The sequence below is a fragment of the Pseudoalteromonas sp. SG43-5 genome (assembly GCF_014164345.1).
GTDB lineage: Bacteria > Pseudomonadota > Gammaproteobacteria > Enterobacterales > Alteromonadaceae > Pseudoalteromonas > Pseudoalteromonas distincta.
The window spans coordinates 96382-122409 of sequence record NZ_JACJFA010000014.1 but is presented as its reverse complement, the minus strand read 5'-3'; the positions used below and the strand labels follow the sequence as shown (position 1 = coordinate 122409).

Sequence of the window (26028 nt, the reverse complement as noted above, 5' to 3'; positions counted from 1 at the left end):
CCAATAAATAAATAAATAAATAAATAAAAACTCAAAATTTGATAACCTCTATATAAAAAAACACTTACACACTAAAGGTTGACGCTTTTAACTAACAAACCATCAAATTAAGTATAATATTTCCTAAAAATAAAATTTAGTCATGTAAAGTATTTCAATAATTCAGCAGCTAAATAAAATACACAGTTAAAACGTGATTTAATTGTGAGTATTTCGTGATACTTCATTCGTAAATATCATTTAGGCTGAATGCAATATCAGCCTTTGCGAGAAGTAACATGCCTTTTAAAGCACTATCCCATCCATTTTTAATCTCACTTGTTGGGTTAATAATTTTTTGCTTTCAAAGCCAAGCTGCTGAGCAAGTAACTATTTCCAGTACAGCTAATCAGACTACCTTTTTAGAGCTTTACACATCGCAAGGTTGCAGTAGCTGCCCACCAGCAGAGCGCTGGATTTCAACGTTTACAGATGATGAAAAACTATGGACTGATTTAATCCCTATTAATTTTCATGTTACTTATTGGGATTATTTAGGATGGAAAGACCCGTTTGCCTCTGCTGTTTTTAGTAAAAGACAACGCACGTATAAGGCACTCGGTAAAAGTAGGATTGTAGCTACTCCAGGATTTATGGTTAACGGCAAAGGGTGGCAAGGTTGGTTTTATAAACAAGCTATTCCTGTAGCTAAAGCCCGTTATTTAGGTAATTTAAAAGCGACTATAAACAACAGTAAAATTAATCTCGAATACGATACTGTTAATACCGAAGATAATACTAACCAAAACTTAATAGCCCATGTAGCTCTATTAGGCTTTGGCATAGAAACACAAATACACAGCGGCGAAAACGCAGGACATAAGTTAAAACACGACTTTGTTGTTATTGGCTACGAGCAAAGTGACATGCAGACCAAGCAGCAATTATCATTAACTGGCTTAACCCTGCCTCGCGCTAAAAAAATATCTCCAACAAAGCAAGCCTTAGTGTTTTGGGTATCTAAAAAAGGCGACCCTACCCCACTTCAAGTTGCAGCCAATTGGTTTTAAAAATTAAAGTTAATTGAATAAAATTACTAATTAACAACTCAGCACGCAATAAATGTCCCTGTATATCAACTATAGAAAAAGGCTTTCAATAATTTAAAAACTAATGAATTAGCATTGTTATTACAAAGAATTTATTCTTTTTTATTGTGTGTATCTGTATAAAACATAAATAACATTGTATTTACATCGACTTTTGTTTATAAAGTAAGTTGAATGGACTCTTGAAATAAGTAATTGACTTATAAGTATAAAAATCAAGCGCCTATCAATAAAAACTTCTGCAATTATCTATATGGACAAAAATTTATGCGAATTAACCAAAGCCACATTAAAACAATTGTAATCGCTGCAATTACAGCTTCCTCTTTAGCTGGGTGTGCTACAACATCATCAAAAGTAATAGAAACACCAACTGTTGCTAGCTATAACACAACCTACTCAGGTACAAAAAGCAAACTAGTCGTAGGTCAGTTTGTAAACCGTTCGAGCTTTCAAAATGGTATATTTTCATCAGGCCAAGACCGTTTAGGCAGCCAAGCAAAAACAACACTAATGAGCCACTTACAACAAACAAATCGCTTTAGTGTGCTTGATCGCGACAATATGGCAGCCCTTGCAGAAGAAGCAAAGTTAACAGGTACAAAACAAGTTCTTAGCGGTGCTAAATTTGTTGTAACTGGTGATGTAACAGAGTTTGGCCGTAAAGCCATTGGCGATCGCCAGCTTTTTGGTTTATTGGGTAAAGGTAAATCGCAAATTGCTTATGCTAAAGTAACGCTTAATGTTGTTGATGTTACTACATCAGAAGTTATTTATTCAGTGCAAGGTGCTGGTGAATACAGCCTATCAGAACGTGAAGTTATTGGTTTTGGTAGCACAGCTTCATACGATGCCACATTAAATGGCAAAGTACTTGACCTAGCTATTCGCGAAGTCGTTAACAAGTTAGTTACTGGTCTTGAAGCTGGCCAATGGGGCAATAAATAATGAAAAAGCTAATTACCTTAGCATTTGTTTGTATAGCCCTAACGGGTTGTAACTCAACGAAAGAACCTATTTACTATTACGGTGACTATAGCACTGCCGTATACGCCTATTTAAAAGCAGATGACGTAACAGCCGAAGAGCAAATTAGTATGCTTGAGCAAATTATTGCCGATGCCGCAAACAAAAGTAAGAATGTAGCACCTGGCCTACATGCTCACCTAGGTATGCTGTACTTTGAAACGGGTAATCCTTCATTAGGCACTACTCACTTCGAAACTGAGAAATCACTTTTCCCAGAATCAGTTCATTACATCGACTTCCTTCTAAAATCTGCGAAAGGCGCTTAATATGCTTAATTTAAAATCATACACAGCGATCGCATTAGTCGCATTACTCGCTGGTTGTGTTTCACCTCCACCAGCACATGACTACACAGCATTTAAACAAGCAGACCCTCACTCAGTTATTATTTTACCTCCGCTAAATAATACACCTGAAGTAATTGCACCATACAGTGTGATGACTCAAATGGTCGCGCCTATAGCTGAGTCGGGTTTTTATGTTTTTCCTGTTGCTTTAGTTGATCAAACCTTTAAAGGTAATGGCCTCACTGTTGCAAGCGACGTACACCAAGTACCGGCGAATAAATTACATGAAATTTTTGGTGCAGACTCTGCGCTTTACATCACTATTGAAGAATACGGCACTAGCTATGTTGTAATTTCTAGCGAAACAGCTGTAACTGTATCAGCCTCATTAGTTGATTTACGCACTGGCGAGCAATTATGGCAAGGCAAAGCAAGAGCCTCTTCAGCTGAACAACAAAGTAATGGCGGTGGTGGCCTTGTAGGTATGCTTGTTATTGCAGCAATCAATCAAATTGCTGAAACGGTAACCGATAAAGGCTTTGAAATCGCAGCAATGACTTCAACACGCTTACTTTCTTCAGATGTTTACAACGGCTTATTATATGGACCTCGTTCACCTAATTATGGCCAACCAGCACCAAGCGAAAAGAAAAAATAACTCTTAATGTTATTAACCTAAATCTTAAAAAGGCCGAATCATTAAATGGGATTCGGCCTTTTTAATAAAAGCTTACCTAGCTAAAAAGCTTAGCAAAGTTACTTTTAAGTATTTAGAGCAGATTTTAAAATACGAGTTTAAAAATCAATATTAGTCACAATAGAAAAAACATTTCAAAAAAGTAATAATAGAGTAGCAAAATGCAATGTCTTTTTTTTAGCCGGTTCTACATGTTAAAGTTGTCATTATCACTAAATTACTCTTATAGTGAATCTATATAAATATTGAGCAATACTATGATAAAAGCACAAATACCAGCTGACGAAGAATCTAGATTAAAGGCCCTTTACGAGTATGAAATATTAGATACTGAAGCCGAAAAAGTATTTGATGATTTAACTCAACTTGCTTCTGATATTTGTGAGGCCCCCATATCACTTATAAGCTTAGTTGATCCACAAAGGCAGTGGTTTAAATCAAAGTATGGTATCGATGTAGACTCCACTGAAAGAGATATCGCATTTTGCTCTCATACAATACTGCAAGACCAAGTATTTGAAATACAAAACGCTCTACTTGATGAACGTTTTTATGATAACCCTCTAGTAACCAGCGATCCAAACATTCGGTTTTATGCGGGCACACCGCTAGTTACACCTAGTGGCAGCACAATTGGTACATTATGTGTTATCAGCGACCAGCCAAAAAAGCTAACTCAAACACAAATTAACGCACTGAAAATACTTGGCAAAGAAGTTATCGCACAACTTGAGCTCAGGTTAAACAACAGAAAGCTGGCCACTGCATTAAAACAACAACAAATACATAATAAAAATCTTGAAGAACTAAAAAAAGAAGCTGATACAGCTAACACTCTAAAAGGTCGATTTTTAGCAAATATGTCGCACGAGCTAAGAACTCCGCTGCACGGCATTTTAAATTTAGCTGAGTTTGGACTAGCAGAGACTTCAAATATACAAAAAGATAACGCCCTAAAAAGTATTTTAAGCTCCGCGAATATACTCTCAAATATTGTAAATGACATTTTAGACTTTTCAAAAATTGAAGCGGGTAAGTTAAATATTGAGAATATTAACTTTAACCTGAGCGAAGTCATTAACAATGTAATTAATCCACTAATGAAACAAGCCACAGATAAAGGCATAAAATTTATTCCATCTATAGATAAAAATATCGCTACAACCCTAAAAGGCGACCCTGTCAGAGTTTCTCAAATTTTAAATAACTTATGCTCAAATGCGATTAAATTTACACAACAAGGCCAGGTAGAGTTTAAAGTCACTGTAAAGGAGAACCTCTTAAACACGCAAAATATTGTATTTGAAATAATCGATACGGGTATTGGTATTAGTAAAGCTGCACAGCAAAATTTATTTCAAGAGTTTCATCAGGCAGATTCATCTACATCTAGAAAGTACGGGGGCACGGGACTTGGCCTCTCCATTTGCACCAAGCTAAGTGATTTAATGAATGGCAAAATCAACTTCACGAGTAAAGAAGATAAAGGTTCTGTATTTACTTACCAACAAAGCTTTGAAACATCAGAACTCGATGAATTATTAAAACCAAATAAAGAAATAACCGATTTACAAGGGTGTACTATTTTGGTTGCCGAAGACAATAAAGTAAATCAAGTTGTCGTAAGTAAAATGCTACAAGCTCATAATGCGAAAGTAATATTTACCGAAAATGGCAAAGAATGCGTTGATTACTTTTTTGCCAACCATGTTGATTTAATTTTTATGGACATTCAAATGCCAGTGATGGATGGAGTGCAAGCCACTAAGATAATTAGGGAGCAACAAACAGGTAAAACAACGCCAATTATTGCCATGACAGCCAACACCATGAAACCAGATATTGAACACTATTTAGACATTGGTATGGATGGCTATTTAACGAAGCCATTTAATAAAGATCATTTAAATAGCTTGCTCAATGTTTATAATCCAAAAAACTCAAATCTCAAAAATTTAGCAGTTAAAGTTAGTAACCCAAACATTACGAGTGAACGTAAGCTAAAACAGATATGCAATGAGCTAAAAAAGTTAATTTCAAATGCCGACAGAGTCAGTCTATGGTTGTTTAATCACGACTATACTGCCATTAATAGCTTAATTTGCCTTGATGAAAAAAATGAGATAGTAAGTAATGCAGTTTTAAAAGCTGAAGACTTTCCTGCATACTTTGACTATATTTTAGAGCATAAAGTATTAGACGCATCAGATGCGAGAAACCACGAAATCACTAAAAACTTAACCAAGGTTTATTTTGAACCATCAAACATTTACTCCTTGCTTGATTACATCTACTTTATTGATAACAAACCGCTAGGTGTTATTTGTTGTGAAAGTGTTGGCTCAAAAATTTCATGGAGCCATGCAGATAAACTGTCACTTATTAAAGTAGCTGATGTAACAACCTTGTTTTTATCCAAACAGTTGAAATCATAGTAGCTACTTTGATTTATTAAGCATCGCTTTTAAATCGGCAAATGGAGAATGCGTTGCAGCCTCAACTTTTCGCTCTGTAGTCGACCCGCCATACATAATATGTTCGTGGTATTTATTGTGCTCATTGTCGTGGCAATAAATACACAATAACTCCCAGTTACTGCCATCCTCTGGATTATTACTGTGGTTATGATCTATATGATGCACCGTTAACTCACGTAAATTAGAGTACTCAAACTCACGGGCACAACGCCCACATACCCAAGGGTACAATCTTAAGGCTTTAATTCGGTAACCTTCCTCTTGCTTCACATAAGCCTGAGGTACTGCGTTATTCTTACTCATAGTATTCCTGGTAAATTTACTATTTCGGTGATCAATACTAAAAAAACTTAATTACTGACAAATCACCCAAAGAAGTATCTATATGCCGGCCTGTTTGCTCCCACGCACGTAGTACGACCATAAGTTTTTTATTGTCGGAAGTCCAAGAAATTCCACCACCGAATGCCTCGACTTTTTCGGCGCCCGAATCTTTAACCCCAGCCCAGGGTTTGTGTTTTGAATATGCCCTTTACCTACTTTGTATTCAGCAAATACGTGAACATTATGCGGTAACGAAAATGATAAAAGCGAGCCAATACTCGCCCCATACGAATTAGAAATTAACTTAGTGACCTGTGGCACAGGTGAATTTAAAAAATCAGCCTGAAACACAATATTATCTTTGTTCTCAAGAGATACATGCTTGAAAGACCACGCGCCAACAACACTTAACGACAAATCAAATTTGCTGCTTAGCTTTGGCCTATTAAGAAAAAAATGCTCAAACAAAGACGCTTTATTATTGAAGGTATAAAAGTTGTGTTGGCCAGATAACTCAAACTTGGTTGAACGTGTATTTTGCGAGAAAATTTGATCCGTTTGATTGCCGCTTAAATTGCTAGCCGTGCTTTGCAGCCCTTCAAGCGTTTGATAGTTGAATGTGATTTTAGAATTTTTAAATTTTCTATACGAAAGCAGTATATCCTGTGTTTTTGTTTCAACATCATCTTCAAAAATGTCGGCAGAGTAGCCAATTTCAATATCGTTAATATCAAAAAACACACCCACACGCTGGTTATTTATGGGCTCTAACGAAAACAGTATTTTTTGATTACTCCCAGCCAAGTCGTCGTATATTAACGCATGGCTAGTATTTGGATTTGAAATAGTTGTGCGTACCGATTTTAAGTCGAAGTCAAAAGCTAATACAGAACCAGATAGAAATGCCGCTAAAACAGCAAAGCCCACAATAGCCAAGTAATTGCGATTCATTAAAAACACTCAAAAATTAATTTGTATTAGAGTAGCGTTTTTTTCACCTTAACTTATCACAAAAGATTAACAATTGATGAAAACTTTAAATAATGCGCTTTATGCCATTTTTTGGGGTGCTTTCAAGGTCAAACTCACTTACATGCTTAATTAGCTCCGGGAAGAACGCTAGAAACACGGCTTCTAATTCATCGTAATTCTGTGCTATGTCATCAGCCGCGCCCGCAAAAGTGTTCGTAAAACGAATGCGTTTGGCTATATTATCAAGCGCAAGCCCTACTCCCTCAACGGTTTCGTACTCTTTAAACCAATCGTTTTTAGTCATACTTGTTACAACATGCTGCATTCGCGCTGGCATAACAGGTATACGGTTATTTAAAAGCTGATAGCTGGTGTACTTAAAATCACTTAAAGGTTGCTTGCTAAATCGTTGCCAATGCACAATTAAAAAGTGATCAAACACCACATCAATAGCCACACCAGCAAAGCGTTTACGCTCGGGTGAAAAGTATTGTTTAGCGTGTTTAACTTCGTGGTGAGAGTCGGTAAATTTATCAACTAAATAATGGTTATCGAGGCCATTTTTAACTGTATTTGGTACGTGCTTTACATGTCTTTTTCCACCAAAGTCACCCAACAGGTTCCCAAAGTGAGAATCGGCTGTGGGCTGCGCTAAATAAAGATGAGCTAAATAATTCAAAGTGTTCTCTGATTGGATAATACAAATAAATAATAACGCAAATTTAAACCAAATTCACATTCGTGTTTAAAGCAGTACTTATGGTTTTGCTTACCAGTTTTTACTCAAACAGACTGCAAAGTATTGTATAAACATCGCAACTATAAAACGTCTATATAAAAAGCCGCTATATCAGCTATGGCGGCTTTTAAATGCTTAAGCTTTGTTGTTAGTTTAGTTACTCGACTTTACCCAATTTCCATTATCATTTTTGCTATAACTATTTTTAACCGCCGACCAAGCTACTTTGTGCGCTGTTGTTTCGCGGTCATCATCGTTTTTTCTATCGCTAGGATCCTTATAGGTATCCCACGCACTATTAAACGCCTCTTGATATATGTCTTGAGCATGTTTTGGTAAGTTACTTTTTACCGACTCAGGTAATTCATCACGATTTTTATATGGCATAACTTTCTCCTTATATTTACTCAATTACGCCACAAGCAACACGTTTGCCACCGCCACCTAATGGCTTTGGCTTATCTGCATAGTTGTCACTTCCTGCGTGAATCATTACTGCGTGTTGTTTAAGTTTTTCAAGCGTGAGCCTTGGTGCTAAAACAGGCGATTTAGCTTGGCCACTTTCATTTACATACAACGCCGGTAAATCGCCTAAATGACCATCCCCCCAAGGAGCATCATGATGCTCGCTAGCTTTTGGATCGAAATGCCCACCAGCGGCGCCCCCCGGCACAACTTTCTCGCCTTTTTTCTTGGGTTCACAACTAGCAAATTGGTGAACATGAAAACCATGCAGCCCCGGTGTTAAACCTTTTAAACTTGGTGTAAAAACAACGCCGTTATCATTTTCTGTTAGTGTAATAGTACCTAGTGATTGCCCTTGGCCTGACTTAGTTACTTGGTGCATTTGAACTTTTACATTAGCCAGTGCGCTATTTTGTAGTAACACAACGGTAAGTAGTATCGCAAAAGTTGGTTTTAAAACGCGGGTTAAAGATCTTTTAGCGTTTGAATCAAACTGCAAACAATTCATCATCATCTCCTCGTTTAGTATCAAATTAATAAAACAATAACGCTAAATTAAGCGACTATTAAACAAGTAGTTTCAATGTATATACCAGCCCTGCGCGTAAACATGAATTTATGTATGATTTATTTTTAATTTATTGATTAAAAAGTAAATTTATAATTTTTAATAATTTTAAATAAATAGCTAATTAATTAAAAAACTGACTTTCACCCAAAAGTTAAGCAAAAACCAAGGCATATTTACAAACAGAATGGCAACTTTACAAAGCTCATAAAAGAAGATTACCAACGATCCAGTCCAAAAAGACAAGCCAAGTTAAAAGGCAGCTATTAAAAAGGCCGTTATTATATAGGCGGTAGTCTCAAGAGTTGGTGTTGTTAGGGGGGCCTTACGACATGTAATAAAAAGCGCCTATCTAAATAAGTCTTTTCTATAATCAAAGCATGTTTAAAACCAATTTACTTATATATGGAGTTTATTTAATGACAAAAAATTACGTTAATATTTATGATTGCTCCGCCGTTAAAAACGAAAAAAAAGGTGAAACTAAGTTTCACCTTTTTAATTAATTTTGAAACTAATTAGTTAGCGTTAAGCCGTAGAAACGTTACTTGCGCCTGCATTGTTAAGTATTTCTTCAATAGCGTTTTTGTTGTCACTATCGTACTTAACACCAATTAATATAGAGCCCTTTTCAATGGCATCTTCATAATACTTAATTTCGTGCTCAGGAATAAACGCACCAATTGCAGCACCTAAAGTACCACCTACTGCGGCGCCTGCGCCACCAGCAGCAAATGCTGCGACTAATGGTCCGGCAACTAATAAGCCCGTACCACCTGTTGCTACAGTACCTACTGTAGTAAAACCGCCAATAATTGCAGCAAGAATACCACCTGAAGCCGCGCCTACAAGGCCGCCTTCAGCCGCTTTTGTACCTTCGTCTACAGCAAAATCTTCCTTTGCGTATGAGTCGTTGGCTACAATGCTTATGTCAGCTTCATTAATACCTAAAGCTTCTAATCTATAAATTGCGAGTGTTGCTTGTGATGCACTTTCGAATAACCCAGTAATAACGGTACTCATAATAACTCCTTTATTTTATTTAAGAAAATACACTTACTACTAAGCAAAACCTAAACCACAAATTTAACCAATAAAAATCAAACCCTTACATAAATAATTGTATCAATTTACTTATTTAAAAGGTAAAAATTGCTAAGCTTTGTAAAAAACTCCTACCTAATATAAGAAAACTTACTAGTAAGCAGTACGCAGCTTTAACTCAAAATAAATTATTACTTACTCCACGTAATTTCAGCTAATTGGTTGGTCGCTGTTTGATGAATGATCAGCCCATTATTCCCCATGCGCATATGCCTAATTAAGCCAGAGTAAACTCCTTCTTTACTCGGAATTTGCCAGCTCTGCATAGTTTCGGTATTAAGGTCGAACCTTACTAAGGTTTCAGGACGCTTGGCTGACTCGTTAAACCAAATGGCGTTATCGGCATATTCAATTGCATACGGATGACTGTTTTCACCACTGGGATTATCCCACTGCGTTATTTTACCGTTTTTGGGGTTATAGCGGCCAAGTTTACCCATACCAGAGTTAACATAAAAAACTATATCGTCAGGCGTAATGGCTAATCGCCTAATATGCGTTTTAGCGCCTGGGAGTTTAATCTCACTAAGCTCCATGGTACTTTTATCAACTTTAACCAAACAGTTACTACCATTACACGACACCCACGGCGTGCCTTTTGAATCAAGCTTAATACCATATGGCCGTGAGCCTTTAGTGGGTAAAGTAGCTAATTGAATATCGCCAGTTGTAGGGTCTAGCTTGCCAATCATATTGCTATGCTGGAGGGTAAACCAAAACATTCCGGCCTCATCAAATACACCAGTATGCGGGTCGCGGGCGTTTTTATCGGGCATTTTATACACTTTAAATTTTTCGGTTTTTAAATCTAAATATCCAACCGTGCCATTTTTATTACCTAAAAACCAAGGAGTTTGATTTTTATCAAGCGACACACTGTGCGCATAGGTACCACTTGGCAGTGTGTACTCTTTCATATCGCCGGTTTTAGGGTCTAACCTGCCTAAAATATTACCCCACTGGCCAACCCACCAAATAAGTCCGTTTTTACCTTGTACCGGATCGCGAGCGCGCTGCCCAAGAGTAGGCACTTGCCAGTACTTAAAGCTAAGCTTTAAATCGCCCGTAACAACCTTAGATTCGCGCTTGGTATTAACAGGATAATGATCAGCTAAGTAAGCGCTTATATCTTTACTAAGCGCAGTACCCTCGCCCGTATCAACCATATAGCTTATTAATGTTTGCCAGTCCTGCTGGCTATAACCCGCACTGCGCTCAAGATTGGTTAAACTATGGCAACTAGCACAAAGCTGCTCAACTACTGGCCCCTCATCCTTGCCATAAACAGATAGCGGTGCAAACAAAGTGCCCGACACAGCCATTACCAAAACGTATTTATTAAATAAAAATCGATTTTTACTCATAACGCCCTCCCTTGTTTTTTAATATTAAAGCATAGGGTGAAAGTGTTTACTATCTGTACAGCAATGAGAGCGATAAGCCGGCTAGAAAGTAAGTTAAATTGCAGAGTTAATATCTAAAAAGAAGATTTTGAGCAGAGTTGCGCACGCTCTACAATGGTTATTTAGCTTGTGTGTAAATGTGGTGAAAGTGTGATGTGAGTGTGGTTTTAAACGACTAATTTGCATAAAACAAGAACGCCCTAATTTAAAAGCGCCTCAGCCTATCGGTACATAAATTGCTGTTATTAATATTCTTACTTAAAGAGTTATACATAAATAACGCTGCCGTTATTTATAAAAAGGAGAACATTATGAGTAATAAACAACTAATTACGACAATAGGTATAGGTCTCGCCGCTGCATCAGCAGGTATGTTAACAAGGAAAACTTTACAAAAATCGTGGGAAAAGGTTACCAACGAACCAGCTCCAAAAGATAGACCAAGCGAAGAAACAGATCTTAAAGAGGCCGTTACATGGGCAGTAGTCTCAGGTATTGGTGCGGGTGTTGCAAGAATGGCCGTACGCTACGTACTAGACAAGCGCCGCTCCAAATAAACCTACCCAATTAATACCTATTATAAGTATTAAGCGTAATGTGGTGAGGCGCTAAAGGCGCCTTGCGACAACCACTCCCCAATTGTCGCAAGCAACTTGGCAAAAGCCTAGGTTAAGGTTACTTAACTATTGAGCTAAAAAATATATTAGTACCCAAATCGGGGTTAAGTGATGAAACTTAAAAAGTCCGATGGCGCGGCTGCGCAACTTATCCGACCTACATAGATTGAAAAACTGGAGGTGCCTTGCAATATGACCCTTTATTTTAAGCAGATACACTCTATTGGACATTAACTCCCTTTCAAAGTTGTTGCCTGCCTACAAGCTTGCGTATAATGCCCACATTCCGGCTGCATTTTTTAGCCGCTAACTTGGATTTTAATAATGAAAAAACTCTCTGCAGTGCAAATAAAACAGCAAGCGCTTGTAATTAATACTGCTGAAAAATTAGAAGAGCAAGGCCGCGCTGAGCTTCCTGGTATGTTGCAATGCTGGTTTGATGTGGAATATCACTTATTTCCAAGTTCACTACTGCTGTGTTTTCAGTTTGAAAACGAGCAAGCCTTAGCAGCCGCAGAGCCAGATTTATTAAAATGGCAAAAACGCTTAAGCGGCGCAATGCTTAAAAAAGGCGTGATTTTAAAGGATATGCGTAAACATTTAGTGTTTACCTTAAAAGGGCCAGATGATTAATAGAGGGTTTTAAAGGACTATAAAGCCTTTCGCTCGTATCGTCGAAGCGCATAAAACCATAATGAAAAGCCGTTGCATTGCTGTAACGGCTTTTTACTTTTATTAGAACTTAAAGTAGAACCTATAAAGATCAATTTTTGACTTAGGGATTTTTATTAGCCGATGATACTAATTGGCCGTTAAACAATACTAATGCACGGCAAAAGCAAATTTCAGTCGATTCAACGTTAATCGGTTGCCCTAAGTTAGTAATAATAGGATAGTAAATTACACATAAAAAATAGCCTTATATTAGGAATATTATGATCAAAGTATTATTAGCGACCAGCTTAATTGCCTCTTCATTCGCTGCTTTAAGTAATCCTTTAACTGTTGAAGAACAGCGTATCAACAAAGCCCAATCAGCAATGCCAAATGTTTTAAAAGCATTTACCCCACAAGTATCAAGTTTTGAGCAACAATTTAAAGAATTAAACGACTTTAAAAGTGCAAAAGCATTAGTACAAAGCTTTAGCTTTGAACTATGGGAAAACGCCAAACAACGCATAATAAAAACCAATAACTACGACGACCGAGAGCTTTACTGGGCACGCCTGCTTTCAAGCAAAGTAATACGCACAACTTCACCTAAATTCTCAATTACGCAGGCTCAACTAAATACTTTACTAACCCTACTTGAAGAAGGCAGCAGAGGACGTACCGATCTTACTTTTTCATCAGGCAGCACTAAAAAAATATTACTAACAGGCTTTGACCCTTTTTTACTCGATAAAAACATAAACCAAAGTAACCCCTCAGGTGTTGCGGCGTTATTACTCGACGGCCAAGTTATTAATTACAACGGCATAAGCGCAGAAATTAACACCGTTATGGTGCCTGTACGCTACGAAGACTTTGATCAAGGTATAATAGAGTCGCTACTTGCCCCCTACTACTCACTTAATAATGTAGACATGGTAGTAACCGTAAGTATGGGCAGAACAGAATTTGATTTAGAGCACTTCCCGGGTAAACGTCGCAGTGTAACCGCCCCCGATAATGCCAATATTGTGTATGGTGGAACGCAAACAAACCCAGTAATACCAAAACTTAATGGCCGACCGCTACCGGGCAACGAGTTTGTAAAATTTAGCTTGCCTGTAACTTACATGCAACAAGCCAAAGGCCCTTATAAAGTTATCGACAATCACGAAGTCACCACGCTTGAAAAAACCTATAAAGCGGGTTCGTACGGCGATCTAAAAAATAGTATTGCGGTAAATGGCGGCGGCGGTGGTTACCTGTCTAACGAAATATCGTACCGAAGTATTCGCCTGCGCGATGCGCTTAATTCAAGTATACCTACAGGGCATATTCATACCCCACGTATACAACAATTTGAACCTGAAACAGAAGCTAAAATAGTAAAACAAATAAAGGCAATGCTAGAGCAAAGCTTAGTCGCGCTATAGTTTATAACAACTAGTTTAAGCGCATAATAAAGGGCAATAACATTGCCCTTTTTTATAACCAACTGAAAATCAGCTTTTTAGGTCGTTGGGTGAAGAAATACTCTTTTTTGCTTCTTTATCAAATTCTTTTTTAAACAAAGTTACTAGCGGCTGGTTTTGCATTTTTCATTAATCACAAAAGGCAAAAAGAAAAATCGGACTCTACCTATTTTTTCTAATGGGTGGCTTCTTTGAGCTTTTACTTTAAATACTTCAGAAAAACATTAAACAAATTGTTACCGCATTCAATCCAATTAACGTCTTTAGTTATACATTCGCTATACGGTAAAGACTTTTCGTCTACGATCAAGTCGGTTCTTTTAGCTTCTATACACACTTCTAGGTTGGTTATAAATCTATCCGATAATATTTTTGGCTCAGGTGGTAGCTTAGGTGGTTTCTCTTCTTTCTCTTTGTAAATACTACTATATTTCTCTTTATTTGCTTTATTCATACTAATGAGTTTTCGTAAATCAGAAAGCTCTTCATAATATTCCGACTTCCTAACCTCTAAATAGTTACTTTCAGCTTCAAACCAAGAGTTAAATGAGATATTTGAAAACATGAACTTACATTTATCAAAAGTCATTCCCGACGTAAAAACATCACCTTTTAGATAACTAAAACAACAACCTATAAATATACAATTTTTAAACAGGCAGTTATCCATATTAATTACTGAAAAATCTAAGAGTACAAACGTACAATTAGTATAAGTCATTTTTTGTAGCCTAAAGGCAGAAGATAAGGTCTTACGCTTTCCAACTACCTTGTATGAAGAATTAAAAAGCACACAAGATTTAAGTGAACTTACTTTATGCTCGCCTTCTATTTTTGACGTGTCAAACTGTGATTTTGATATATCAGTCCCAATAATATTCAGTTGTTTTATTTGTGAAAATTTTGACTCATATATTTTGCAGTTTTTTATTGTTAAGGTTGCACTTCCTTGAACATCAACACTATGCAGTTTGCTATCCTCTATATCTAATACATTATCTTCTTCAGAAAATGCGATAGATACATTCTTTAAGCTAGAATTCTTTTTTATGGTGGAAGAAATAGAGCTAAGTTTAATAAACTCTAATTGTTTAAATGCGCATTCTTTAAAGATTGATTTCGTGAAAGTACATCCATACATTGAATTACTAAATGTATTTTTCAAAAAATCCAAATCGCTAAATTTTAAATCGTATATTTTATGCTTAGGGAATGGCTTTCTGGACTTTGAATAAATTGATAACATGTTAGATTTTAATGTTTCAGAGGCTGCTGAACTACTCTTAATTGCACTTGTAAATTTTTCTTCTACCAAATTTAGAAGCTCAGGTTGGGTGTAACACATGTCGCCTAAGAAAAAACCAACTTCTTTAGATAACTTAAGATTTTCTAACAAACTAAAATCGCGCTCTTTACTAATAAAGTTCGCAAGATGCAAAGCCGCGAAAAACTCCATAAAGGATTTATGGGCAAACCTGAAGACATTGCTTTCATCTCGGTTTAAAAACGCACATGATTGAATATGAGTTACAAAGTATTCGAATGCACTCTCTTCATCTGAAAAATAATCCTGAACAACTTGAGGCAATTCAAGATAACTTAATTCAAGTACGTTATTTTCGTACATATTCCAAGCTAAGTTACATACGAAATCTCTTTTATTTTCTTGAGTTATTAACTTTCTAAATTCACCTTTATCTTCATCTCTTTTCATCCATGCGCTGGTATAAACAAAGTATATAAGTGACGGTGTGGCCTCTTTATCATTAGAAAGATTGGGCAATGAGGTTGCAATTAAAAATAATAAAATAGGTCTTTTAGCTAAATCTTCCAAATCATAAGTATTTCTAATCCGATTTCGTATTTCGATTACGAAATCGCAACTTTCATTTGAATAAAATTTATTCAAATATTCATCAATATCTTCAGCAGAAAAACCCGACAAATTTAGCACAGAATAATAATCTCTTGCTGTATATTCTTTTTCATTAGAAATCGCTGAAAAGACGCTTTTAGCAAAATCATTGTACTCTTCCCTAATGTTTTTTTTGTACTTTTTAGAATCTAAGTTGATGGGATATTTAACCAAGTCCAATACACTTGTCATTTCGAATTTAGACAAAAAATATGAGGGTCTGCAGGTAAGGATGCTTTTTTTCGATCTACTTATAATATTAACTAACTGTTCAAAGTGTTTTTTTCTTTTTTCACTATCAATATGTAATCCCATTTCATCGAAGCCATCCAACAGAACAACAAAGTTTTTTTCTTTTGATAACTTCGCAAACTCTTCAAATCGAATACTTCTAGAAAACTCTGTACTTAGCTGAGCTTCAAAAAAGCTTTCTACGGTTGTATAAGTATCAAAATTCTTTAAAGTTATATAGAGCGGGATCAGATTCGCCTGCTCATCTAAATAATTTCTTGCTAACTCATATTTCAATCGCTTTAAGAAAGTACTTTTACCTGTACCAAAATCACCTAATAAAACTAGTAGCGTTTCTCCACTTTCAAGCCAATCATTAGTATATTTCAGTAAGTCTTGCCGTTGATTTGCTTTTGAATACTTTAAAGGTATGTAGACTTCGTTTTCTTTATCAGACTTGTACGAAGATAAATATTCACGTAACTCTCTTAAAACTCCAACGGATTCGTTCTTAAGATCGTATAGTGTCGTTGTCGAAAGTTCTGCGTTAACAATAGAATTCGCTACTTTAGGACTCAGAGCCTTTCGTGTAACTAGGACTCCACCTGTAAATGATGGTACTGATGTTTTAACCCGAGAATAAGAATTTGAAAACTTATCTATATCCTCCGAGTTCAAATTTGACTTAACATAATTCTTGCACTCGACATACAGCTTCGTTTCATTTGATATTCCTGGAGTTCTAGTGCGAGCAATTAAATCTATTTGTTTACCTGCGATTTGAACATCTAATTCAACTTTATAGCCTAAAGCTAAGAAAGCATCAGCAACCTCACGCTCAAATTTTTTTCCATCATTCATATGGATCCCTCCGATTTTTGAACTAAATAGGTAATTAAATGAATATTTAAATTCTTAGAATAACTTTCCAAGTCAGGTTCCACAGGAGCAAAGGGATAACTGTTAGATGGGCTTCCCTAATTACACTGGACCGATTTTAACTCAGAATAATACGCTTATTTAAACTTAGCAGGTGAAATATCGCCAGTGTATTAATGGCGACTTTTTAGAATTGTAGCATTTCTATAATATTTAATATCTTAGCTTTTGCATATTCTCCCGTGAACTTAATAAGGTCAGCTTTGCTTCTTCCCAAGACCAAATACCAACTTTCCGTTTAACACCCTCACCGTCATCACGACCTGAAAATAAGCAATTGATGAGTAATGCATTTCATGGATGAAATAAAAGCCATGCTTGCACATGGATGTGCTTTCATGGCGTTTACGTTCACATCAATTGTGCATTGAAGGATTAAGCGTGATGCTCGGGTGCGCTGAGAGTGTCCAGAGAGGGGTCAGCGGCAGCCCCTCTTTGGCTGCTGTCGCCAGCGCGACAAAACCTTGAATAAGGTTTCTAATATTTAAAAGTACGGAACGCATTCACATTATCGGTGATTATAACCTCAAGCAGCTGTTCAAATACTTATTCGGGCTATCGCCCGCGCGTCAGCAAGCTAAACGCCTACAATAAATAACACATACTCTTGGGTTGTGAGCGAGTAAGTATATTTGTGAATTGTTGGGTTTCGTTTCACTCTATCCAACCTACGCCCATATAATTTATGGCGAATCACTATGCACAAAAAAGCCGTTGCACTGCTGCAACGGCTTTTATAATTTTGATATATCCCACTCTATACTGGAACTTACTACCCGTTAAATTTGTCACTTTCGAATGAAGTTTGAAACTAAAAACACTGATTTTAACGAACTTTATTTCAACCATAAGTTTAAAGAAAAAAGCATAAAACTACACTTTTAGCCGTTACGGCGTTAATAAAGATTGAAACTCATATTTTTATAGGTTCCAGAAATCATTTAGTTACTTTTTAATGTACATATCAATTATTGACTTCACCGACACGCAAAACCAAATAGTGAACTTTGCAAATTTACTTAATTCCTTTTGAACTTTTTGTTCTGTAATTTCTTTGAACCTAAACCCAGGCTTTAACGTAATTGCGGTTTCAAATTTTTGCCGTCCCTCACTAAAGTAATTTAATGCTTTTATGAATGAACCAAACATCATAACCAACAAGAACATTTGAGCAAAAAATGTCATTACTAACATTAAGAACAACATTGAAACTTCTAAAAATTTAAAACCCGATGTTAAAAAGTTGCTATCGTTTTTATCTTCACCTTCTGAGGTTTTCCCGATTTGACCCTTCGCTTTATTTACAACAAACACCGGCTTATTTTTCAAATTGAATGTTGAGCCTGTCGAATCAATTTCCCATTCGCTTTTGCTTGTAATTGTTATTTTTCCTTCTAAACCTTTCTCTTGGTTATTTTCTATTCCTTCAAGCCTAGAAGTTAAATTTGAATAAGTATCGATAGTTAATTGACTCATAAATGGCAGTAAAACAGCACTTATAATAGTAAATGCAACAAGTGTAATCACAGCAACAAATCGGCTATTAGTCTTCGGCCTTTCAGGAAAAGCTTCAAAGCGAAGAGGATATTCTCTGTAGGTTTCAAGTGCTCTAACTGGATCATCGAATTTATCTAACTCTTTGAAAAAATCTACACTTGCTTTATAACCAGTAACGGTTCTTAAACAATGGTTCTTTGCATATATATAAGCAAACTCTGATGTCTTATTTTTATCGTCAATTTCCAAGAGTAACTCAATACTTCGTTGCTCCAATTCTTTTTGCTTATCCTTCCTTGTCAAAAAGTTCCACCCTAATGGTAACAACAAAGCTAGAAAAGCTATCAATAATGTAAAAAACTGAGCATTTAGCTCTACATTTCCAAAAAGCACTAAAAATTCCTTAATAATAATTAATTGCGGTTGGAATATACTTTAAAAACAGCAAAAAGTTAAGGGACACTTCACATTAACCGATAAAAATCAAGAGGTTAAAATAGAAAACTTTTTAAACTTGAGCCTATTGCATTTTTTGATTGCCCATTAAAGAGTATAAGAATACAGAGGATCAGGTCTTGTTTCTTGCCAAGACCAAACAGCAATCTCACGTTTAACACCCTTCCCCGTCATCACGCCCTGAAAATAAGCAATTGATGAGTAATGTCGCGCATGGATGCGCGATAAGGCGAAACTAGGCCATGGATGGCCTATCTTCGCCGTTTACGTTCACATCAATTGTGGTTTGAAGGATTAAGCGTGATGCTCGGGTGGCGCTGAGAGTGTCCAGAGAGGGACCAGCGGCAGCCCCTCTTTGGCTGCCGTCGCCAGCGCGACAAAACCTTGAATAAGGTTTCTAATCTTTAAAAAGCGCGAAAGGCATTCACATTATCGGTGACTATAACCTCAAACACCTATTCAAATACTTATTCGAGCTACCGCCCGCGCGTCAGCAAGCTAAACGCCTACAAGAAATAACACATACTCTTGGCTTTTGAGCGAGTAAGTATATTTGTGATTTGTTGGGTTTCGTTTCACTCTACCCAACCTACGCCCATATTATTTATAGCGAATCCCCACATAAAAAAGCCGCTACATTGCTGCAACGGCTTTTTCAATTTTATAAATTCCCAATCTTTAATTGGAAATTTTAAAAATTATCAATCTCTATATGTCTCAACCGCAGGGCATGAACATACTAAGTTACGGTCGCCGTATACGTCATCAATACGTGTAACGGTTGGCCAAAACTTGTTTTTAGCCACTGCAGGCACTGGGAATGCAGCGTAAAAACGGTCGTACGCGCGGTCCCATTCGTTACCTAACACATCGCCTTGTGTATGCGGTGCAAACACTAGCGGGTTGTTTTCGATTGACCATTCGCCAGAGATTACTTTTTCAATTTCGCCTTTAATTGACACCATTGCTTCGATAAAGCGGTCAATCTCACCTTTTGATTCAGACTCAGTTGGCTCAATCATTAATGTGCCAGCTACTGGGAACGACATAGTTGGTGAATGGAAACCGTAGTCTTGCAAGCGCTTAGCTACGTCCATTTCAGTAATGCCTGATTGCTCTTTAAGCGGGCGCAGGTCAACAATACATTCGTGAGCAACACGGTTGTTACGACCACGGTATAAAATTGGGAAGTGCTTGCTTAGCTCATGCGTTAAGTAGTTAGCATTAACAATTGCCATTTCAGTGGCTTGTTTTAAGCCCTCTGAACCCATCATGGTAATGTAAGCCCATGAAATAGGTAAAATAGCGGCTGAACCGTAAGGCGCTGCCGATACCGCACCGTTACCGATGTTAGTACCTGGTACGTTAATTACGCTGTGGTTTGGCATAAACGGCGCAAGGTGCGATTTAACACCAATTGGGCCAACACCTGGACCACCGCCACCATGTGGAATACAAAACGTTTTATGCAAGTTTAAGTGCGATACGTCTGAGCCAATAAAGCCTGGGCTTGTTACGCCAACTTGCGCGTTCATGTTTGCGCCGTCCATGTAAACTTGGCCGCCGTGCTCATGAATAATGTCACAAATTTCGCGAATTGTTTCTTCATATACGCCATGCGTAGACGGGTATGTGATCATGATGCACGATAAGTTTTCAGACACTTCCTCAGCTTTTGCTTTAAGGTCTGCCATGTCTACGTTACCGTTTTTGTCGCAGTTAACTACCACAATTTTCATGCTCGCCATTTGCGCTGATGCAGGGTTAGTACCGTGCGCAGAGCTTGGGATTAAACATACATTACGGTGTGCATCCCCGCGTGACTCGTGGTATTTACGAATCGCGATTAAGCCTGCGTATTCACCTTGCGCGCCAGAGTTTGGCTGAAGTGATACTGCATCGTAACCGGTAATGTTTACTAGCCAGTCGTGTAGCTCGCCAATCATTATTTGGTAACCCTCTGCTTGATCTAGCGGGCAGAATGGGTGAAGGTTTGCAAACTCAGGCCACGTAATTGGGATCATCTCAGCAGTCGCGTTTAGTTTCATGGTACATGAGCCTAACGAGATCATTGAGTGATTAAGCGATAAGTCTTTGCTTTCTAGTCGCTTAATGTAGCGAAGCATGTCTGTTTCGCTGTGGTAGCTGTTAAAGTTTGGATGCGTTAGTACTTCGTCGTCACGTACTAAACTTGCAGGGATAGACTCGCTGCCATTTGCTTCCACGTCGGCTGCAATAGCGTCAACACTTAGGCCATGGCCTTCGCCTAAAATAATATCGAATAACTCAGCTACATCGGCACGTGTTGTAGTCTCTGATACCGAAATTGAGTACTCGCCTTCGTGGTTTGTTGCAAAGTTTACGCCTTTTGCAATTGCACGCGCTATTACGTGATCTTTGTTGTCGCTTACTACTGTAAGGGTATCAAACCAAGTGCTGTGCTTAAGTGCGATGCCTTTAGCTTTAAGGCCACTTGCTAAAATATCAGCAAAGCGATGTATACGCTGCGCGATAGTTTTTAAGCCTTGTGGGCCGTGGTACACCGCGTAAAACGCTGCCATGTTGGCAAGTAATACTTGTGCTGTACAAATGTTTGAGTTGGCCTTGTCGCGGCGAATGTGTTGTTCGCGCGTTTGCATTGCCATACGTAGTGCGTCGTTACCTAAACGGTCTTTAGATACACCAATAATACGACCTGGTAATGAACGTTTGTATGCGTCACGTGTTGCAAAAAATGCAGCGTGTGGACCGCCGTAACCCATAGGTACGCCAAAACGCTGAGCCGAACCAAGTACTACGTCTGCGCCTAGTTTACCCGGCGCTTTTAACAGTAATAAACTCATTATGTCGGCAGCAACACAGGCAATGGCCTTTTTGCTTTGTACGCCAGCAATTAGGTCAGTTATGTCTACCACTTCGCCTGATGTAGTTGGGTATTGGAACAATGCGCCAAATATGTCGTGGTTTACGGCATCTTCTGCTTTACCTACAATTATTTCAAAACCAAACTGCTCGGCACGCGTTGTTACTACGTCGATTGTTTGTGTGTGTACGTCGTCGGCAATAAAAAATGCATTGGCTTTTTTAGCTTTTGATACGCGTTTTGCAAGGCCCATAGCCTCTGCAGCGGCTGTTGATTCGTCAAGTAGTGATGCGCTTGCTAAATCAAGACCGGTTAAATCTAGGGTCATAGTTTGGAAGTTTAATAATGATTCTAAACGCCCTTGAGCAATCTCTGGCTGATACGGTGTGTACGCTGTATACCAACCTGGATTTTCTAGTACGTTACGTAAAATTACGTGCGGTACGTTAGTTGGGTGGTAGCCTTGGCCAATGTACGATTTGAAAACTTTATTTTTGCTTGCTACTGATTTTAAGTAGCTTAGTGTTTCAACTTCAGTACGGCTTTGTCCAACTGTTAGCGGTTGTTCTAGACGAATGCTAGCCGGTACAGTTTGGTCAATGAGCTCTTGCACACTCGATACTTCTAAAGCACTTAGCATATCGCTTACTTGTGCTGGGCTTGGCCCAATATGGCGGCGAATAAAATCTTGCTTTTGCTCTAGTTCTTCAAGAGATTTGGCGTTTGACATGTGTCCAGATTCCTATGATCCAAAAAATGTGGCTACTGCTGATGGGTAAACAGCAATAACTTAAAATTCTTATAATTTAACAGCTTACTTTGTATGGAAAAGTTAACTGTAAAATCATAAAAGCCCCGATATCTAAATAAAACACACGGGGCTTTTAGTTATCTACAAAGAATAATTATTCTTCGTCGATAGTGTGCGAGTAACCTTCAGCGTCTAATAAGTTGTCTAGCTCAGACTCGTCAGATGCTTTAATACGGAATAACCAACCGTCGCCGTAAGCGTCGTTGTTTACTGTTTCAGGTGAGTCTTCAAGTTCTTCGTTAATAGCAACAATTTCGCCACTGATAGGTGCGTAAATGTCTGATGCTGCTTTAACTGACTCTGCTACTGCACAGTCTTCGCCAGCGTCTACTTCGTCGCCAACTTCTGGTAATTCAACAAATACCATGTCGCCAAGAAGCTCTTGCGCATGCTCAGAAATACCAACAGTAAATGTACCGTCGCCTTCGTTACGAACCCACTCGTGTGAAGGTGCGTATTTTAACTCGCTAGGAATGTTGCTCATTTTATTTGTCCTTTGGTTTATATTGGGAGGATATCAATCACTGTAATTACACTGATTGATATAACCAAATTATTTAAATTATTGATTTACCGTTACGTACAAAGCTAGGCTTTACTACTTTAACGTTTACTAATTTTTTACGCATTTCTACTTGAGCTGTATCGCCTGTTGAACGTGGTACACGTGCAAGGGCTACACTAAAACCAAGTGTTGGTGAGAAAGTACCTGAGGTAATAACCCCTTCACCACCATCAACAATTACTTTAGAACCGCTACGCAAAACGCCTTTTTCTTCAAACACTAAGCCAACTAGTTTGTCAGTGCTTTTTTCTGCGCGTTGCTTAACAAGTACGTCACGGCCAATAAAGTCACGATCTTCTGGTTCCCATGCAATGGTCCATGCCATGTTAGCTGCAAGTGGTGATACGCTTTCGTCCATATCTAGGCCGTAAAGGTTCATACCTGCTTCTAAACGTAGCGTGTCGCGTGCACCTAAACCAGCAGGCTTAACACCTGCGTCTAGCAGTTGTTGCCATAAATCGGCTGCTTGGTCGTTCGGTACTACTATTTCGTAACCGTCTTCGCCAGTATAACCCGTTGTGGCAATAAATAAATCACCTACTTGAACACCAAAAAACGGCTTCATACCTTCAACAGCGGCTTGTTGCTCAGCATTTAAAAGAGTAGCTGTTTTTGCTTTAGCGTTAGGCCCTTGCACTGCAATCATTGCAAACTCTGGGCGCTCTGTAACAGTTACGTCAAAGTCGCTCGATACGTTAGCTAAATGCGCTAGGTCTTTTTCGCGCGTTGCTGAGTTAACAACTAGGCGGTAAAACGTTTCACTAAAGAAATAAATAATTAAGTCGTCTATTACACCGCCTTGCTCGTTAAGCATGCCTGTGTAAAGCGCTTTGCCTGGTACGGTTAATTTTGCAACGTCGTTAGCTACTAGCTTACGTAAAAATGCTTTTGCTTGAGGCCCTTCAATATCAACAATAGTCATGTGTGATACGTCAAACATACCTGCGTCGGTACGTACGCTATTGTGTTCTTCTATTTGTGAGCCGTAGTTGATTGGCATTTCCCAGCCATGAAAATCAACCATTTTTGCGCCCGCTTCTAGGTGCTTAGCATGTAGTACAGTTTTAGAAGTCATAACATTCCTTCACGTTTAAATTAACCCTGTTTAGGGCGTGGCTTAAATAGATATAAAAACAGGTAAACATTGTTATGCTCGCCTGTTGTTTTTATTCGTTATGCGGCTTCACTATGCATAAGTGCAAAGCCTTGCGCTTGCATGTAGCTTTGCCATTTTTGTAATTCTTGTTGTTTAGCTACTAATACAAAGTGTTGTTCGTCGTTTTTATCAATGGCGGTAATAAATACATCACCGCTTTGTGCACCGTAGCAAAGTTGCGCGTCAGAAAGGCGCAAACCTGGTGTTAATTTAAAAGCATTAACTAGGGTATCAAATGCGCTGTCGCCACTTAAAATAAAGCTTGCTAGGTCGGTGCGTACTACATAATCAATATCAAAACGTAATTGCTGCTCGTTTATAAGCGCTTGTAGTTGAAGGCTTGCGTTGTGTGGTAGTACGAATCTAAAGGCGGTTTCGCTAAAGTAATAAACTGCAAAACTGTAGTCAGAATTATAGTCGCCATCAAGCGTGCCTTTTAAGCCTAAACCGCTGGCGGTAAGCTTAGTTAAATCAAGGCCTAAAATAGTGCTTAAAAATACACTGGTTTCGGTTCCGCTAAAATCCATTACAACGTGATTGTTGTTAGTTTGCAAAGCGTTAGTAACCGCACTACTTGCGTTGCTGTGGCGGGCAAACATTATTGGGTTAAAAGTCATAACAAACACCTGTGTATTTTCGATTACAAAAGTATATTGCCCACGTCTATCAACAACAAATTGTAATTATTTATCAATTGATAAATAATACTTATATATATGGCTATATAAATTGTAATTTTAAATATGAAAAACATATCAACAGACGGTTTACGTACTTTTGTAATGGTAGTTGAAATAGGTGGCTTTGCTAAAGCAGGCGATTTACTTGGCCTGTCGCAACCTGCTGTAAGTTTGCAAATCAAGCGCTTAGAAGACGTGCTTGGCTATAAACTATTTAAAAAACAAGGGCAGCGCCAAGTATTAAACCAGTACGGCGAGCTATTATTGCCTATGGCAAAACAAATGATGCAACACAACGATGCTATTTTGCAGCAGTTCACCTCAGAAAACATTGCAGGTAAAGTGCGCTTGGGTATTCCGAGCGAATTTGCAGCGCGTATTTTACCCTCAATTATTGGCGACTTTGTGGCGCTCTACCCTGAGGTGTCGTTAGAGGTTAAGTCGCGTTTAAGTAAGCATTTGCTTTCGGCTTCTCGCCAAGATCAGTTTGATTTAGTACTTGCGCTAAATGAGCGACTCAACTCTGATAAGTTTCCTATTTTTATGCAAGACGAACTAGTGTGGGTGGGCGACCTGTCACTTGCGCATAATGAGGTGGTTACCCTAGTTACCGCACCAGAGGGATGTATTTATCGTCGCCGTGCTACTGATGCATTAAAAAGTGCAGGCATTAAATACCGAATAGTTTATAGCAACGCCGATTTAACCGGCCTTATTGCTGCATTAAAAGAAGGCTTAGGTATTACGGTACTTGCCAAAAGTACAGTACCGAGTGAGCTTAACTATCAGGTTCAAACCAAGCATTTACCAGCTCTTGGTAATATTGGTATTAGCTTGGTTAAAAGTTCGGGTGAGTCGGAAAATGCGGTAGATAAACTCGCTGAATTTATAGCTCTACGCTTGGGCTAGCGCTTACGTAGCACATATAATTCGTTCAGCCTTTATAGTTAGTAAAACAATTACAAAACAATACAAAAGAAACAATTTAGTTAATTAAGTTGCATAAGCAGGTATTTTTAGTT

The 26028-nt window shown here is 38.1% G+C and carries 22 protein-coding genes; 9 read left to right on the top strand and 13 right to left on the bottom strand.

What is annotated here, in order from left to right:
- Nucleotides 1-278 precede the first annotated feature (278 nt).
- The 5 genes from H5161_RS14685 (at nt 279) to H5161_RS14665 (ending at nt 5536) form a co-directional block, all read left to right on the top strand.
- On the top strand, nt 279-1049 hold the full coding sequence (locus tag H5161_RS14685) for a DUF1223 domain-containing protein (RefSeq protein ID WP_182769565.1): 771 nt from the start codon (nt 279-281) through the stop codon (nt 1047-1049).
- A 306-nt stretch (nt 1050-1355) separates the two neighbouring features.
- Nucleotides 1356-2036, top strand: a complete 681-nt coding sequence (locus H5161_RS14680; protein WP_007378468.1) for a CsgG/HfaB family protein — start codon at nt 1356-1358, stop codon at nt 2034-2036.
- Nucleotides 2036-2383, top strand: coding sequence for a DUF4810 domain-containing protein (locus H5161_RS14675; protein ID WP_008165258.1), 348 nt, complete (start codon nt 2036-2038; stop codon nt 2381-2383). The genes H5161_RS14680 and H5161_RS14675 overlap by 1 nt, the downstream gene beginning before the upstream one ends.
- Before the next feature lies 1 nt (nt 2384).
- The gene (locus H5161_RS14670) at nt 2385-3062 is read left to right on the top strand and encodes a DUF799 domain-containing protein (RefSeq protein WP_165743139.1); all 678 of its coding nucleotides are present in this window, start codon (nt 2385-2387) and stop codon (nt 3060-3062) included.
- A gap of 296 nt (nt 3063-3358) precedes the next feature.
- Nucleotides 3359-5536: a response regulator gene (locus tag H5161_RS14665; protein WP_182721474.1), complete on the top strand. Its 2178-nt coding sequence runs from the start codon at nt 3359-3361 to the stop codon at nt 5534-5536.
- A gap of 3 nt (nt 5537-5539) precedes the next feature.
- Here the strand turns inward: H5161_RS14665 and H5161_RS14660 are convergent, their stop codons facing one another.
- The 7 genes from H5161_RS14660 to H5161_RS14630 all read right to left on the bottom strand — a co-directional run bounded on the left by H5161_RS14660 (nt 5540) and on the right by H5161_RS14630 (nt 11114).
- Nucleotides 5540-5881 carry a YajD family HNH nuclease gene (locus tag H5161_RS14660; protein WP_024604747.1) on the bottom strand — a complete coding sequence of 114 codons (342 nt, stop codon included), beginning with the start codon at nt 5879-5881 and terminating at the stop codon, nt 5540-5542.
- 78 nt (nt 5882-5959) lie between these two features.
- Nucleotides 5960-6853 (bottom strand): hypothetical protein, encoded by an 894-nt coding sequence (locus H5161_RS14655; protein WP_259398704.1) that lies wholly within the window; start codon nt 6851-6853, stop codon nt 5960-5962.
- A gap of 85 nt (nt 6854-6938) precedes the next feature.
- A complete protein-coding gene (locus H5161_RS14650; protein WP_182769564.1) occupies nt 6939-7553 on the bottom strand; it encodes an ACP phosphodiesterase in 615 nt (204 codons plus the stop codon).
- A gap of 213 nt (nt 7554-7766) precedes the next feature.
- Nucleotides 7767-8000: a ChaB family protein gene (locus tag H5161_RS14645; RefSeq protein WP_024590240.1), complete on the bottom strand. Its 234-nt coding sequence runs from the start codon at nt 7998-8000 to the stop codon at nt 7767-7769.
- 16 nt (nt 8001-8016) lie between these two features.
- Entirely contained in the window at nt 8017-8586 is a 570-nt protein-coding gene (sodC, locus tag H5161_RS14640; protein ID WP_182769563.1) for a superoxide dismutase family protein, read from the bottom strand.
- Nucleotides 8587-9174: 588 nt separating this feature from the next.
- Complete coding sequence (locus H5161_RS14635) at nt 9175-9669, bottom strand: general stress protein (RefSeq protein ID WP_182769562.1); 495 nt, start codon at nt 9667-9669, stop codon at nt 9175-9177.
- Nucleotides 9670-9881: 212 nt separating this feature from the next.
- The gene (locus tag H5161_RS14630) at nt 9882-11114 is read right to left on the bottom strand and encodes a cytochrome C (RefSeq protein WP_182769561.1); all 1233 of its coding nucleotides are present in this window, start codon (nt 11112-11114) and stop codon (nt 9882-9884) included.
- Between the two features lie 350 nt (nt 11115-11464).
- Here H5161_RS14630 and H5161_RS14625 point away from each other — a divergent pair, with 350 nt between their 5' ends.
- The 3 genes from H5161_RS14625 (at nt 11465) to H5161_RS14615 (ending at nt 13854) form a co-directional block, all read left to right on the top strand.
- Entirely contained in the window at nt 11465-11710 is a 246-nt protein-coding gene (locus H5161_RS14625; RefSeq protein ID WP_002958040.1) for a DUF4235 domain-containing protein, read from the top strand.
- Between the two features lie 384 nt (nt 11711-12094).
- Nucleotides 12095-12403: a hypothetical protein gene (locus tag H5161_RS14620; protein ID WP_182769560.1), complete on the top strand. Its 309-nt coding sequence runs from the start codon at nt 12095-12097 to the stop codon at nt 12401-12403.
- Between the two features lie 302 nt (nt 12404-12705).
- Nucleotides 12706-13854 (top strand): hypothetical protein, encoded by a 1149-nt coding sequence (locus H5161_RS14615; RefSeq protein WP_182769559.1) that lies wholly within the window; start codon nt 12706-12708, stop codon nt 13852-13854.
- Nucleotides 13855-14092: 238 nt separating this feature from the next.
- On the opposite strand, the gene H5161_RS14610 is transcribed toward H5161_RS14615, so the two are convergent.
- From H5161_RS14610 to H5161_RS14585, 6 genes are all read right to left on the bottom strand, one after another.
- Entirely contained in the window at nt 14093-16900 is a 2808-nt protein-coding gene (locus H5161_RS14610; RefSeq protein WP_182769558.1) for an NACHT domain-containing protein, read from the bottom strand.
- Between the two features lie 1023 nt (nt 16901-17923).
- Complete coding sequence (locus tag H5161_RS14605; RefSeq protein ID WP_182769557.1) at nt 17924-18868, bottom strand: hypothetical protein; 945 nt, start codon at nt 18866-18868, stop codon at nt 17924-17926.
- A gap of 764 nt (nt 18869-19632) precedes the next feature.
- The gene (gene gcvP, locus H5161_RS14600; RefSeq protein ID WP_182769556.1) at nt 19633-22524 is read right to left on the bottom strand and encodes an aminomethyl-transferring glycine dehydrogenase; all 2892 of its coding nucleotides are present in this window, start codon (nt 22522-22524) and stop codon (nt 19633-19635) included.
- A 175-nt stretch (nt 22525-22699) separates the two neighbouring features.
- A complete protein-coding gene (gene gcvH, locus H5161_RS14595) occupies nt 22700-23089 on the bottom strand; it encodes a glycine cleavage system protein GcvH (protein WP_002958029.1) in 390 nt (129 codons plus the stop codon).
- Nucleotides 23090-23162: 73 nt separating this feature from the next.
- Nucleotides 23163-24245, bottom strand: a complete 1083-nt coding sequence (gene gcvT / locus H5161_RS14590) for a glycine cleavage system aminomethyltransferase GcvT (protein WP_002958027.1) — start codon at nt 24243-24245, stop codon at nt 23163-23165.
- A 98-nt stretch (nt 24246-24343) separates the two neighbouring features.
- Entirely contained in the window at nt 24344-24943 is a 600-nt protein-coding gene (locus H5161_RS14585) for a hypothetical protein (RefSeq protein WP_182752437.1), read from the bottom strand.
- 126 nt (nt 24944-25069) lie between these two features.
- Between H5161_RS14585 and H5161_RS14580 the strand changes: the two genes are divergently transcribed.
- Nucleotides 25070-25915 carry a LysR family transcriptional regulator gene (locus tag H5161_RS14580; RefSeq protein WP_002958025.1) on the top strand — a complete coding sequence of 282 codons (846 nt, stop codon included), beginning with the start codon at nt 25070-25072 and terminating at the stop codon, nt 25913-25915.
- Nucleotides 25916-26028 lie beyond the last annotated feature (113 nt).

Bases quoted from the DNA above. Each gene is read 5' to 3' on its own strand.
- H5161_RS14685 (WP_182769565.1), top strand. From the start codon at position 279: ATGCCTTTTAAAGCACTATCCCATCCATTTTTAATCTCACTTGTTGGG.
- H5161_RS14680 (WP_007378468.1), top strand. From the start codon at position 1,356: ATGCGAATTAACCAAAGCCACATTAAAACAATTGTAATCGCTGCAATT.
- H5161_RS14675 (WP_008165258.1), top strand. From the start codon at position 2,036: ATGAAAAAGCTAATTACCTTAGCATTTGTTTGTATAGCCCTAACGGGT.
- H5161_RS14670 (WP_165743139.1), top strand. From the start codon at position 2,385: ATGCTTAATTTAAAATCATACACAGCGATCGCATTAGTCGCATTACTC.
- H5161_RS14665 (WP_182721474.1), top strand. From the start codon at position 3,359: ATGATAAAAGCACAAATACCAGCTGACGAAGAATCTAGATTAAAGGCC.
- H5161_RS14660 (WP_024604747.1), bottom strand. From the start codon at position 5,881: ATGAGTAAGAATAACGCAGTACCTCAGGCTTATGTGAAGCAAGAGGAA.
- H5161_RS14655 (WP_259398704.1), bottom strand. From the start codon at position 6,853: ATGAATCGCAATTACTTGGCTATTGTGGGCTTTGCTGTTTTAGCGGCA.
- H5161_RS14645 (WP_024590240.1), bottom strand. From the start codon at position 8,000: ATGCCATATAAAAATCGTGATGAATTACCTGAGTCGGTAAAAAGTAAC.
- sodC (WP_182769563.1), bottom strand. From the start codon at position 8,586: ATGAATTGTTTGCAGTTTGATTCAAACGCTAAAAGATCTTTAACCCGC.
- H5161_RS14635 (WP_182769562.1), bottom strand. From the start codon at position 9,669: ATGAGTACCGTTATTACTGGGTTATTCGAAAGTGCATCACAAGCAACA.
- H5161_RS14630 (WP_182769561.1), bottom strand. From the start codon at position 11,114: ATGAGTAAAAATCGATTTTTATTTAATAAATACGTTTTGGTAATGGCT.
- H5161_RS14625 (WP_002958040.1), top strand. From the start codon at position 11,465: ATGAGTAATAAACAACTAATTACGACAATAGGTATAGGTCTCGCCGCT.
- H5161_RS14620 (WP_182769560.1), top strand. From the start codon at position 12,095: ATGAAAAAACTCTCTGCAGTGCAAATAAAACAGCAAGCGCTTGTAATT.
- H5161_RS14615 (WP_182769559.1), top strand. From the start codon at position 12,706: ATGATCAAAGTATTATTAGCGACCAGCTTAATTGCCTCTTCATTCGCT.
- H5161_RS14610 (WP_182769558.1), bottom strand. From the start codon at position 16,900: ATGAATGATGGAAAAAAATTTGAGCGTGAGGTTGCTGATGCTTTCTTA.
- gcvP (WP_182769556.1), bottom strand. From the start codon at position 22,524: ATGTCAAACGCCAAATCTCTTGAAGAACTAGAGCAAAAGCAAGATTTT.
- gcvH (WP_002958029.1), bottom strand. From the start codon at position 23,089: ATGAGCAACATTCCTAGCGAGTTAAAATACGCACCTTCACACGAGTGG.
- gcvT (WP_002958027.1), bottom strand. From the start codon at position 24,245: ATGACTTCTAAAACTGTACTACATGCTAAGCACCTAGAAGCGGGCGCA.
- H5161_RS14585 (WP_182752437.1), bottom strand. From the start codon at position 24,943: ATGACTTTTAACCCAATAATGTTTGCCCGCCACAGCAACGCAAGTAGT.
- H5161_RS14580 (WP_002958025.1), top strand. From the start codon at position 25,070: ATGAAAAACATATCAACAGACGGTTTACGTACTTTTGTAATGGTAGTT.